The organism is Bacteroidota bacterium (assembly GCA_018266835.1).
GTDB lineage: Bacteria > Bacteroidota > Ignavibacteria > Tepidaquicellales > Tepidaquicellaceae > JAFDZO01.
Window position 1 is genome coordinate 1,364,772 of sequence record JAFDZP010000002.1, and the last position, 12,572, is coordinate 1,377,343.

9 protein-coding genes are annotated in these 12,572 nt (G+C 33.9%); 7 read left to right on the forward strand and 2 right to left on the reverse strand.

The window, feature by feature from the left end:
- Window positions 1-65: 65 nt before the first annotated feature.
- Both recN and dnaA read right to left on the reverse strand, forming a co-directional pair.
- Window positions 66-1,769 (reverse strand): DNA repair protein RecN, encoded by a 1,704-nt coding sequence (gene recN, locus JST55_07760; protein MBS1493389.1) that lies wholly within the window; start codon window positions 1,767-1,769, stop codon window positions 66-68.
- Between the two features lie 373 nt (window positions 1,770-2,142).
- Window positions 2,143-3,657: a chromosomal replication initiator protein DnaA gene (dnaA, locus tag JST55_07765; protein MBS1493390.1), complete on the reverse strand. Its 1,515-nt coding sequence runs from the start codon at window positions 3,655-3,657 to the stop codon at window positions 2,143-2,145.
- A 491-nt stretch (window positions 3,658-4,148) separates the two neighbouring features.
- On the opposite strand from dnaA, the gene alr reads away from it, so the two are divergent.
- The 7 genes from alr (at window position 4,149) to JST55_07800 (ending at window position 12,560) form a co-directional block, all read left to right on the forward strand.
- Window positions 4,149-5,330, forward strand: coding sequence for an alanine racemase (gene alr / locus JST55_07770; protein ID MBS1493391.1), 1,182 nt, complete (start codon window positions 4,149-4,151; stop codon window positions 5,328-5,330).
- Between the two features lie 37 nt (window positions 5,331-5,367).
- Window positions 5,368-7,521 carry a hypothetical protein gene (locus JST55_07775; protein MBS1493392.1) on the forward strand — a complete coding sequence of 718 codons (2,154 nt, stop codon included), beginning with the start codon at window positions 5,368-5,370 and terminating at the stop codon, window positions 7,519-7,521.
- Between the two features lie 28 nt (window positions 7,522-7,549).
- The gene (locus JST55_07780) at window positions 7,550-8,638 is read left to right on the forward strand and encodes a mannose-1-phosphate guanylyltransferase (GenBank protein MBS1493393.1); all 1,089 of its coding nucleotides are present in this window, start codon (window positions 7,550-7,552) and stop codon (window positions 8,636-8,638) included.
- A gap of 69 nt (window positions 8,639-8,707) precedes the next feature.
- A complete protein-coding gene (locus JST55_07785) occupies window positions 8,708-9,613 on the forward strand; it encodes a T9SS type A sorting domain-containing protein (GenBank protein ID MBS1493394.1) in 906 nt (301 codons plus the stop codon).
- A 133-nt stretch (window positions 9,614-9,746) separates the two neighbouring features.
- A complete protein-coding gene (gene mce / locus JST55_07790) occupies window positions 9,747-10,148 on the forward strand; it encodes a methylmalonyl-CoA epimerase (GenBank protein MBS1493395.1) in 402 nt (133 codons plus the stop codon).
- A gap of 66 nt (window positions 10,149-10,214) precedes the next feature.
- Window positions 10,215-12,122: an excinuclease ABC subunit C gene (locus JST55_07795; protein MBS1493396.1), complete on the forward strand. Its 1,908-nt coding sequence runs from the start codon at window positions 10,215-10,217 to the stop codon at window positions 12,120-12,122.
- Between the two features lie 54 nt (window positions 12,123-12,176).
- Window positions 12,177-12,560: a VOC family protein gene (locus JST55_07800; protein ID MBS1493397.1), complete on the forward strand. Its 384-nt coding sequence runs from the start codon at window positions 12,177-12,179 to the stop codon at window positions 12,558-12,560.
- The last annotated feature ends 12 nt before the right edge of the window (window positions 12,561-12,572 follow it).

Consider the following 12,572-nt stretch of genomic DNA (forward strand, 5'->3'; position numbering starts at 1 on the left):
TATCATATTAATAAATTAACTTATAGAGATTAAACTTTCCAATTATTAATTAATACTATTTTTGCTTATTGTGCAGCGGAATTTATAAGCTCTTTTGCGCTTGTAATTCCTGAATCGGTTACTTTATCGCCGCTGAGTAACTTTGCAATTTCCAGTACTTTCTCTTCTCCGGATAACTGTTTTATTTCGGCAATAGTTTCCTTATTTAAATCCTTCTTACTCACAAAATAATGAGAATCGCTCTGAGATGCAATTTGCGGAAGGTGAGTAATTGAAATAATCTGATGCGATTTTGAGAGCTTTTTGAGTACTTTTCCCACTTTATCGGCAGTTTTTCCACTGATTCCAGCATCAATTTCATCAAAAACGAGAATTTCTATTTCATCGGAATCCGATAAAACTGACTTAATTGCAAGCATTACGCGTGAAATTTCCCCGCCTGAAGCTGATTTTTTCAACGGTGAAAAATCCGAACCTTTATTCGTTTTTATGAAAAACTCGATATCGTCAAATCCTGTTGAAGCGAGCAAAACATTATTCTCCGAAAATAAACTTTCTTCGGAAGTTTTATATATTTCAAAATTAACTTTAAACTCTGCTGATTCCAGTCCTACTTCTTTTAAAATACCCGTTACATTTTTTTCAAGCTCTTTTGATTTCTTTTTTCTTATATCTGAAATTTCTTTAGCTATCTTATAAACATTTTTTCTTTTCTCCGATATTTTTTTCTCAGCCTGTTCTGTTTCATAATCAAAATTTTCAGCTATATTTAATTCTTTAGCAACTTCTTTCGCCTTTTCTATAATTTCATTTACAGAAAGTCTGTATTTCTTTTTTAAAAAATTAAGGCTGCCTAGACGCTCTCTTATCTGCTCAATTCTTTCTGCATCAAAATTTATATTTTCATTGTATGATATTAACGACGTTGAAACTTCCTGAACGTTTACAAGACTCTCTTCAAGGATTTTTATATTCTCTTCAAGTGAGTTGTCAAACTTTAAAATCTTTTTTAATTCCTTTATTGATGAAGAAAGCTCTTTTATAACATTTAAATCAGATTCATATAAATGGTCTATAGATGAATTTAACGCAGTGGAAATCTCCTCAGAGTTTTCCATTTTATTAAGTTCAGTATGCAGCTCCTCATCTTCATTTTCAACAGGATTTATATCATTTATTTCTTTCAGCTGAAATTCCAGAAACTCTTTTCTTTCAGCTAATTCATCTTTTTTGCTGATCAGATTTTCGTAGTCTTTAATACTATCTTTTAGTTCTCCGTAGCTGATTCTATATTTTTCAAGCAGCCCTTCATTTTTTATATACTGGTCAAGAATACCTATGTGAGTTTCTTTATTTAATAAAGACTGATGTTCGTTTTGCGAGTGAATATCTATTATAATATTACCCAGGTCCTTTAAATCAGAAATATTTACCGGAACATCGTTTATAAAATTCCTGCTAATCCCCTTTTTTAGCAAGTCCCTGCGGATAATTATATATCCGTTCTCGTTCTCTATTTCAAGGCTTTTTAATAATGCTTTAACTTTTTTATTATCCTTAAAATCAAAGTATCCTTCAATAATCATTTTATCGGAATCTTTTCTGATAAGAGAATAATCTGCCCGCTCACCGAGTATCATTCCGAGCGCATCGAGGATTATTGATTTACCTGCTCCCGTTTCTCCTGTTAATATATTAAGACCGGATGAAAAATTAATTTCAGCCTCTTTTATTATCAGATAATTTTTTATAAAAAGTTTTTCTATCATTCAGTAAAGTACAATCAAAAAGTTTTAACAACCGAACACTTATTACATTATATTATTTATTTAAAAGAAGTAGTAATAGTAGTAATGATGTTAGTATTGTCAGTAAAGTATTAAAATCTATTTTTTGTATCAATTTTAAAAGAAGTAAGTCTAATAAGATTGTGAGTAAGTACAGGTGTTACAAACATTGTTAACATTCATTTTTTTAAAAAATTTAAAATCATCTTTTATTACTAATAACTATCATCAACTAAAAAATTATGAATAAGTTATGAACAATTTTTATCACAAAATGAGAATAAAATAAAAAGAGGATGCAAAATTAATTACATCCTCTAAAATTATTCATTATTAATTATCAATTATTAATTGATCACTGCTGTCTTATTCTTTCTCTCAGTTCATTTATATCGCTGAGAGTTTTGTTGTTAGTCTTGCACTGTTCGGAAATCATGTTATATGCATAAAGCACTGTAGCGTGGTCCTTGCCGCCGAAGTTAAGTCCTATCGACTGCAATGTATACGTCGTCAGTTCTTTTGCCAGGAACATAGCTGTCTGCCTTGCATACGCTACTTCCTTAGTTCTCTTCTTCGATAATATCTGATTCTCTGAAATATTAAAATATGCTGCTGCAGTAGAAATTATGGATTCAATTGTAATGTTCTTTACTCTCTTTGCACTGCCAACAACTCTGTGTATAACCTTCTCTGCAATATCTAATGTTATCTCGCCCTTTTTGCTGAATACACTTTCGCTGGTAATGCCGACTATACATCCTTCAATCGTTCTTATGCTGTCCTTTACATTTGTTGCAATGTAATGAATCACATCTTCCGGAGCGAACATCTGGTACTCATCAAGTTTCTTTTTAATGATGGCGACTCTCATTTCCCAGCTTGGCGGCTGAATATCGATTGTAAGTCCCCACTGGAATCTTGATATCAGTCTTTCTTCAATTCCCTGAATCTGATTTATCGGCTTATCGCTTGAAAAAATAATATGCTTTCCTTCAGAGAAAAGAGAATTAAAAATCTGATACATAAAATCCTGCGTCTTATCTTTTCCGCTGAGATTTTGTATGTCATCGATTATTAATACATCAAGAGATTTATAAAATGAATCAAGCTGCGAAGGGCTTCCTGCATTCTGAGAAATGCCTGCGCGGTTCTTGCTGATGCTGTCTATAAATCTGTTTGTGAAGTCAGGTGTAGTTGTGTAGAATATTTTTTTAGTCGGATCTTTTCTTACTATTTCATTTCCGATTGCATGAATGAGGTGAGTTTTACCTAATCCCACTCCCCCGTAAACAAAGAACGGATTATATGCTTTGCCGGGATTGTTTGTAATTGCGTAAGCAATTTCAACGGCAAGCTCATTGCTCTCGCCTTTTACAAGATGCTCGAAAGTATATTTTGGATTTAGATTGTGCTCGTACTGTTCACTTTGCTGTACCGGCTGAGGAATATCGTGCCTGTAAAGATTCTGACGGATATTGTAAACATTATTATCGGGCGCAGGCTCTTCTTTTTTAATTTCCGGAGCTGCTTCCTGAATAGAATTTTTTATTTCGTACTGAAGTTTGCCGTTTTCGCCAAGCAGTCCGCTTGAGATAATATTTGAGATGAACTTGTTGTATCTTTTTTCAATGATGCCGTAGTAATCTTCGCTCGGGACTGTGATAGTCAGTATACTGTTTTCAAAACTTTTCGGTTTTAAAATTGAGAACCACGTTCTTATTTCGTTTTCCGGAATGTTATGTTTGAGTAAATCTAAAAAATTATTCCAAATCTCTTCGTGTTCAGCTAAAAAATCTTTTCTTGTCTCTGTATTATTCTGTAAATCTTTCTGTTTTTCTTGAACTAAAAGTGGGGTAGAGGAAGTATGCATTTAAATCTGTTTTTAAAAAATTATTAACAATTGAAAAATGGTTCAAAAATTACTTTAAGTCCTTTCTCCGGATTGCTCTGGAAAATCCCCTAAATCTTAAAAGCTGTGAACAGCCTTTATTCCCTGCAAAGTATTGATTTTAGCAGGTTAAAACAAACAATAAAAAGTTATTAACAAACATTGTTAACAATTATATATCCGTAATACTGATTTCAGAAAATGTTTGGTGTGATGAAAAAGTTATTAACAAAGTTCTAACAGAAGAGTGTGTTTAAATTTTTCATACTAATATTACCAAAACCTTTTTATACTGTCAAGAAAAAATTATAAGTTTTGCAAAATAATTTTTTTCTCCTATGAAACCTCTGCAAAATATTTTAAAAATATTTTTTTATAAATGTAAAAATTTTTATTGCTTTCCCTTACAGTCAGCAAAATATAAAAATTAATCAATTCTTTTTAATTTTTACTTTAAGTAAGTTTGCTAACATATGGGTAAGAAAAGCATGCAGGTTTTAATCAATGATTCGTATGCGGAAATTGATTTAAAAGCTCTCAAAAATAACTTCTTTATTGTTAAAAAGCTATTTTCAAAAAGCTCTGATAAAAAAAATATTAACAATAAATTCATCTGTTCAATAGTAAAAGCTGATGCTTACGGGCACGGAATGCTAAGATGCGCCGAAGAGCTCGCTTTGGCAGGAACAGATTTCCTCGGAACTGCCGATTATTCGGAATCTCTTCGACTTTCAGCATATTTAAAGACAAAAAAGATAAATACTACAGTTTTTTGCATGGGAACGCTTCCCGTTTCAAAAACATATCTTGAGGTAATTGTAAACGAAAATTACCATTATACAATAGTTGATGTAAATGATGCAAAAAGACTGAATTCCGTCGCAAAGTCGTTAAATAAGAAGCTGAATGTTCAGATTCAGGTAGATTCCGGTATGAACAGAGTCGGTTTTCCGATAGATACGGCTCATGAAGCAATTGAAGAAATCCTGAAACTGAAAAATTTAGATGTAGTAGGTATTTATTCTCATTTTGCAACAAGTGAAGTTCCCCACCATAAATTTGCCGTAAGGCAGGTGAACGCTTTTAAGCATTTTATTTCTGAAGCCGAAGCAAATCTTCATAAGTTTAAATACAAACATATTTCCAATACGGGCGGAGTGTTTAATTACAACGAAGATATTTTTAATTTAATAAGACCCGGCATTTCTTTGTATGGCTACTATCCCGATGACGAGTATTATGATATCAAAACAGGTTTAAAGCCCGTTATGAATTTTAAGTCAAAGGTCAGGTTTATTAAGAAAGTCCCGAAAGGCAAGAGCATCTCTTACGGCAGAAGGTATTTTACTGATAAAGATACTTACATTGCATCAATTCCTGTGGGATACGGAGACGGTTATCCGCGCTCGCTTACAAATAAAGGTGAAGTGATTATCAATAAGAAAAAATATGAAATTGTGGGAACGGTTTGTATGGACTGGGTTATGATAGACATCGGACCAGAGCCGGAGGTAAAAATAAACGATGAAGTAATTTTGTTCGGAGCGGAATATCCCGTTTACGAAGTTGCAAAACACAGCGGTACAATTCCTTACGAAATCACCAGCAACATCACGCAAAGAATTCCGAGAATTTATATTAACAAAAGCAGATAATTTTACTATTTTATAGACGGCTCTTTGTATACGAACAATGAAGAATAAAGAATACCTCAATATCGTTTTTAATAAACTCTACCTTTTACTGAAGTCATACGACCTCGCCGCAAAAGATTTACATCTCGTTAATAATACTTTCAAATTCATTTTAAACTCAGATAATATTTTAAGGGACCTGTTCGTGCTTTCATCGGTGAACAAGCTCGATGCATTTGTGAACTATGTGCTTTTTATATTAAAGAAAGTTGAAGAGGAAAAAATAAATTATAATAATCTTTCCTATAATATAGATGCCGATTCGAAATATCTTGAGAAGGAAATAATAAATTATTTCTCAGTTGAGCCGAAGAAGATAGCAGAGAAGGAAATAAAGAAACCGGAAGTAACAAAGCCGCTCACTAAAGATATTGAAGTTGTTGATGAGTATATAGATGAAACAATAGCTGATTTTTATAATAACGCCGATGACGATACAGATAATATTATTACCGATGAGAATTTTATTTCGAAAAGAAATAATCTTGAGCTTGTTGAAGTAGAAAGAAACGATGAAGATCTTAATGCAGTATTTAATCTGCCGGAATCAAATTCTATAGATGAGTCATTAGTTGAAAATGAAATAGCGGAGACAGTTCAGGAAAATTACACCAATGAAAACGATGTAAATGATTTCAGCAGCTACGATGAAAATATAATTAACGAAAATGAGTTTAAGTCAGAGGCTGAAAAGTTTACGGAAGAAGTTACGACAGCGGATTATGACTCAAGCGTTATTTCAGAGGAGAAAGAATCGCTTACCACAACTGATAATTCTTACTGGGATGTAATAGAAGATGAAGTATTAGAAGAAAAGTCAGATGAAATTTATGACGAAGAAACAGAAGAGATTACCGAGGAAAAACCTGTTATTGAAAATGTAAATGACAAAACTATCGAAGCCGCTGAACAAAAAACTGAAATAACTGCAGAAGAAAAATTAAGAGAAGAATTAAAAGGCTCCGGGACAGAAATAGTAACAGAAGAAACAAAAGAAGATTTAACAGAAGAAAAGAAACCTGAGACGAAAGAAATAATTTTAGAAAAGGCAGAATCAAATCAGGAAGAAATTCTGTTTGATGCTCCCGAGTTAAACGAAAGCGATTTCAAGCAAAGTATTGAATTACCCGACGAACAAATAGCGGCGTCATTAGAGACTGAAAAAATTGAAGATGAGAAAAAAGAAATAGGTGATTTCTTTGAAGAAAAAATTCCGGATGAAAAAACTGATGAAAAAATAAATGAAAAGATTAAAGAGCAGAAAGAAGAGAACATTGAGCAGGCGAACGAGGAGTTCATTCAATATGAAAATTACGTACTCCGCACCAACGATGAGCTGAAGTTTGATTTTGAGCGCATGATGGAATTCGCTAAGCGGCTGAACAAAAATTACGATGAAAGAAATCTTATAATAAAAGATGTAATAGATAAAACTTCATTCCTTGAAAACTGTTCACGAGAATTATCTCTGGAAGTCATTACAAATATCTACGAAACCTTTAAGCTTTCATTCGAGAAAATTTCCGACGGCAAGTATGATTTATCAGAGGAAACTCTTACAATATTCATTGACAGTCTTTCGTTAATAGAAAGCTTACTAAAAGGTGATGACTATCTTGCTTATGATTCCTTAATAAAATCTTTGGATAAACTCCGTAAGAGTTTGCTAAAAGAAAAGAAACAAAAAGTTCAGGCAGAGCAAAAGCAGAACGAAGAAAAATCCGCAGAGAGCCTGCTCTCCAATTTATATCCTGACGAGCATAAGTTATTCATAGCAAACAACATAAGAAGAAAAATATCCGATATCGAAAAAATATTTAACTCCCTGAACGACATCGAAAGTAATTATGTTCAAATAGAAGCGTTGAATATTTTAATATCAAACCTGAACAACTTTAAGGAGCTTGTCGGCTACGCAAACACAATTCAGCTGGCATCTCTTGCAAAAGTTGCTGAAGGCGGATATATATTAATAAAATATTTACAGAACTACCGCAAAGACCCCACGGAAGAAATCTGGAAGGAAACGTTCAAATACATAATCTATGTAATGCGTCTTCTCATAATTAATAAGCCAGTCGAAGATCTTGACCTGTTTATTTCTTATCTGAATGAACCAATAAAAATCTATCTCTCTAAAGAAAGCAAATAATTTTAAACTAATTCTTTAAACTCAATACATGAACAATTACGCTGTTATTATGGCAGGAGGCGCCGGAACAAGATTCTGGCCAAAGGGCACAAGCAAACTGCCAAAACAATTTCTAAACGTCTCACACGAAATTGATACGATGGTGCAGCAAACGTATAAACGTCTCACCGAATTCATCCCTGCTCAGAATATTTTCGTAGTTACAAACGCAGCTCATAAAAATGAAGTCCGCAAGCAGCTTCCGCATTTGCCCGAGCACAATATTATTGCCGAGCCAATAGGAAGAAACACCGCGCCATGCATCGGACTTGCGAGTTTATTCATTCAGCAGTTCGATCCCAAAGCAAACGTGCTTGTAGTTCCCTCTGACCATTTAATAAAAGATACAAAAGAGTTTAAAAGAATTATGACTGCCGGCTTAAAATTTGTAAATGAGCACGGCGGAATTATTACACTGGGAATAACTCCCACACATCCTGAAACAGGTTACGGATATATTCAGTTTAATCCCGATGAATCTATTGATGAGCCGGACGGTCCCGAAAAAATTTATAAAGTAAAAACTTTTGCTGAGAAACCAAACCTTGAAGTTGCAAAGTCATTTCTTGCAAGCGGTGACTTTTTATGGAACAGCGGCATGTTCATATTCAGAGCAGATACAATGATGGATGAAATGAAAGTTTCACTGGCAGATGTATATACTTCTTTAATGAAGCTTGTTCCTGTGCTTCGTTCCAAAGATTTTGATAAGACACTTGAAATGGTTTACTCGCAGATAAAAAGTATTTCGATTGACTACGGCATCATGGAAAAATCAGGAAGTGTTTACACTATCAAGAGTGATTTCGGCTGGAATGATGTAGGCTCATGGGATGAAATTTATAATATCTCAGAAAAAGATTCTGAAGGCAACGTGAAGAAAGGAAGAACAGTTACAATTAATTCTAAAAATAATTTAATTATTAACGACCAGAAAATTGCTGCGTTAATCGGTGTTGAAGATTTGCTTGTTATAGATACAGATAACGGACTGCTTATCTGTAAACGCGGAGATTCACAGTCAGTAAAGGAAGTTGTTGAGTACTTAAGAAGAAAAAACCTTGACCAATTTTTATGATGTGATTAAATTTAGTTGTTGATATTACAATTTTATTTCTGCACTTTTTGTGTAAACGAGGAGGGCAAAATGAAACCAATTTTTAAAAACCAGATAGCTGCTTTATTTGTTATTTGGTTTCTTTTTTTATGTTCGGATTTTTCATTTGCTGCTGATACAGTTTCAGCAAAATATTTTCCATTGGTTGTGGGCAACTCTTATACATATCGCAATACATTTTATTTCGCTCCTGAAACAAGAACCCGTGCTACGATTACTAAAGATACAATGATAGATGGGAAAAAATATTTTTATTGTAAAGGGTTTCCTTTAATCGGCACCGGTTGGGTAAGGTATGATTCTACCAGATCAAATCTTCTTATTCGTTCGGCTTTTACGCCAAGCTGTTCCGGTTATTCCAATGATAAACTTATTGATAGTCTGGGAATGTCTGCAAATAATTCTATTACTTGCCCTTATGGTTCTTTTCTGTGTACGAGTGTTGGTACGTCTGTAATTTTCGGGCAAACCAAAGAATCGAAAACTTTTAAGAATGACGGATTAGTTCAAAGATTTTTAACTTATACAAAAGATATTGGCTTATCGGGTGGCTGTGAAGGTGAGCCCCCACCATGTGAAGCTTTCTACACTTTAATTGGCTGTGTATTAAATGGAACTGTAATGGGCGATACACTTTTAACGGATGTTGTAAATACAAACACAACTATACCTGACAAATTTTTCCTCGCCCAAAATTATCCTAATCCTTTTAACCCGGAAACAAACATCTCGTTTTCTGTTCCTGAAAACTCCTATGTAATAATTAAAGTATATGATGTTTTAGGGAAAGAAATTGAAGAGCTTGTTAGTCAAAACTTTTCTGCAGGAAATTATAATGTAAAATGGAATGCCGGAAATTTCTCATCCGGAATTTATTATTATAAAATTACTGCCGGAGATTTTTCCTTTACACGCAGAATGATACTTGCCAAATAATTCACTTATATTATTGCAGAGACGTATGTGTTTCGCCTCTGCAATATTCACTTCTTATTTCATTTTTTCTCAAATTCTTTCCTGTTAATTTTGTGTAGCAGGCAAAATAATTGCCGATTAAAAAGGATAGAATATGAAAATCGATCATTTGGGCATAGCTGTTAAATCTCTGGAACAATCCGTTCCTGTTTTTGAAAAAATATTCGGAGTACACGCTTCTCCTATGGAACATGTTGCAGACCAAAAAGTAAATGTAAGGAAACTGCATTTAACAAATTGTGATCTTGAACTGCTCGAAGGCACAGCGCCGGATTCTCCAATTTCAAAATTCATTGAAAAAAAGGGCGAGGGGATTCATCACTGTTCGTTCGGAGTAAATGATATAATTGACAAATTATATCACCTGGATAACGCAGGAATAAATTTAATTGATAAGACTCCCAAGACGGGAGCGGATGATATGCTTATAGCATTTCTTCACCCGAAATCCACTGCAGGAATCCTGATGGAACTTTCGCAAAAGAAATCTGCTTAAGAATTATTTAAAAATCTGATTGCGAAATCTTATTGCAGAAAAACTGTTTACAGGTAATACAACCGGATGGAAGAAATAAAAATAAATACAGAACTTTCCACTAAACTTGAAAATCTTCCTTCCACACCCGGAGTGTATCAGTTTAAGGATGAAAAAGGTAAGCTGCTATATGTAGGCAAGGCGAAGATTTTAAAAAACCGTGTCAGGCAATATTTCCAGTCACGTCCGCAGACAGGCCGTCTTTACACAATGATTTCAAAGATCCGTGACGTTGAAATTATAACAACCGATACGGAAGTTGAAGCATTGATACTTGAGCTCAATTTAATAAACGAGTTGAAGCCGAGGTATAATGTAAATTTCAAAGACGATAAGTCTTACCCCTATATTGTAATCACAAACGAACCCTACCCGAGAGTATTTCCGACAAGAAAAAAACGTTCAGACGGCTCAAGATATTTCGGACCGTACACCGATGTGAAGAATATGCGATTTGCGCTGAAGTCAATCCGTGATATTTTTATGATACGTTCATGCAGTCTGAATTTAACCGATGAAAATATTGCTAAAGGAAAATTCAAAGTCTGTCTGGATTATCATATAAAGAAATGCGAAGGTCCCTGTGAAGGACTGGTTTCGAGAGAAGATTATAATTTAATGATAGATGAAGTTGCAAAGCTTCTGAATGGAAAAACATCATCGCTATTAAAAGAGATGAATCAGCGGATGAATTTTTATGCATCTGAAATGCTATTTGAAAAAGCTGCAAAGCTGCGGGATAGAATAAATGCAGTAGATGTTTATTCATCTAAACAAAAGATGGTAGATGATGAAATTATAGATAAAGATATTTTTGCATTTGAAAGACAGGATAACGACGGCTGCGGAATGGTTTTAAAAATCAGGGACGGTAAGGTAATAGGCAAGACGCATTTCTATATGAACAACATGCTGGAAAAAAACGATGAAGAGATAATTGAAAATTTGCTGATGGAGTATTACAATAAAACTGATTTTGTCCCCGATGAAATTTATTTACAGAACGAACTTGAAAATCCCGATACTGTCAAAGACTGGCTTGAGAAAAGAAAAGGAAGCAGAGTAGATTTTGTAATTCCGAAAATAGGAGAGAAGTATAAGCTTGTCTTCATGGTGAAAAAGAATGCGAGACTGATGCTTGATGAACTGATACTGACAAAGATGAAAAGAGATTTTACTCCGCCATCACTTGATGCATTGAAAAGAGATTTGAAGCTGACGAAACTACCTAGGAGAATCGAATGTTATGATATATCACATATACAGGGTACGGATACTGTTGCCTCGATGGTAGTATTTTTTGACGGCAAGCCGAAGAAGTCGGATTACAGGAAGTTCAAAATACAGTCAGTCTCCAATGAAACGGGACAGCCCGATGATTTTCTTTCGATGAGAGAAGTTATATTCAGAAGATTTAAAAGATATGTTGAGCAGGAAGAAAAGAAAACAAAAGAAAATCCGGAAGAGGAAAAAAATTCTGATGAATCATTTTCAAGCATTCCTGACTTAGTAATAATTGACGGAGGCAAAGGCCAGCTTTCATCTGCAGTACAGGTGCTTGATGATTTAGGAATAAAAAATTTGAACATAATAGGATTAGCGAAAAGATTAGAGGAAGTTTTTTTACCGGGAGATACAGATCCGCAGTCAATTCCGAAAACTTCAAGCGGATTAAAATTGTTACAAAGAGTAAGAGATGAAGCTCACAGGTTTGCGGTAACGTTCCATAAAAGCTTAAGAGATAAAAGAACTTTATCATCAGAATTAACATCAATTCCGGGAATAGGAGATAAAGTTGCTAAGAAGTTGTTAACTCAATTCGGCTCAGTTGAAATGATTAAAGAAAAAATAAACAATGATTTTGAAACATTTGAAAAAACCATAGGGAAGAAGCTAAGTTTTTCGTTAAAAAATTATTTTTTTCCTGTTACGTAAAATATATTCTATTTATATTTTTTGATAAAATTCACCAATAAAAATAAAAAAAATTTGAGCAAGAAAACAACATCGGACACAAAAGAAAAAGCAGAAAAGACAGAAAAAAAAGAAATCAATTTTGAGTTCAGCCCTTACATAGCTCTTCAAGTCAGAGATTTTGACAAGGCTGTAGAGTTCTATAAAAACATTCTCGGTTTCGACTTGATAAAGAAGTACCAGAAAGAGGCGCATTTCAAAAAAGGAAAAACAAATTTCTTTGTTGAAAAACAAAAACCGGGCAGAGTAATTTTAGAATTTAAAGTTGCAGAGTTTGACGAAGCAAAAGAACTGCTTGAAAGTCAGGGCTGCACAATTGTAATGTTGTACAATAAGAAGAGCGCGCTTTTCTTAGACCCTTATGGCGTAACATTTCACATCTTCCAGGAACTGGAATAAAACCACATACCA